Source organism: Hydrotalea flava (assembly GCF_001623405.1).
GTDB lineage: Bacteria > Bacteroidota > Bacteroidia > Chitinophagales > Chitinophagaceae > Hydrotalea > Hydrotalea flava.
This window is the reverse complement of sequence record NZ_LUHG01000025.1, coordinates 1-454: the sequence shown is the minus strand read 5'-3', so window position 1 is coordinate 454 and position 454 is coordinate 1. Positions and strand designations below refer to the sequence as shown.

Annotated in this window: 1 protein-coding gene; it reads left to right on the top strand. The window is 50.2% G+C overall.

Annotated elements, in window-relative coordinates:
• The coding region (locus A0F92_RS01140) for an Ig-like domain-containing protein (protein WP_253810023.1) at window positions 1–454 on the top strand (454 nt) is incomplete at both ends.

Here is a 454-nt window from a genome sequence, read left to right as displayed (position 1 = left end):
CACCATTGTAAGTGCACCCATCACTGTGAATCCCTTACCGACTGTACAACCCATCAACACAGGAAGCGGACAGGTTTGTGCAGGAAGCAGTTTAACCGTAAGCGATGCAACTCCCGGTGGTGTATGGAGCAGTAGCAATACAAGTGTTGCTACGATTGATAACAGTGGGAAAATTACCGCCATTGCCGCCGGTACTACTACCATTACGTATACTGTTACCAATGGCAGTGGCTGCACAACGAGTGTAAGTGCACCCTTCACCGTGAACCCCTTACCGACTGTACAACCCATCAATACAGGAAGCGGACAGGTATGTGCAGGCAGCAATTTAACTGTAAGCGATGCGACTCCCGGCGGTGTATGGAGCAGCAGCAATACGAGTGTTGCCAGCATCAGTGCAAGTGGAGTCATCACCGCAATAAGTGCCGGTACTACCACCATTACGTATACCGTT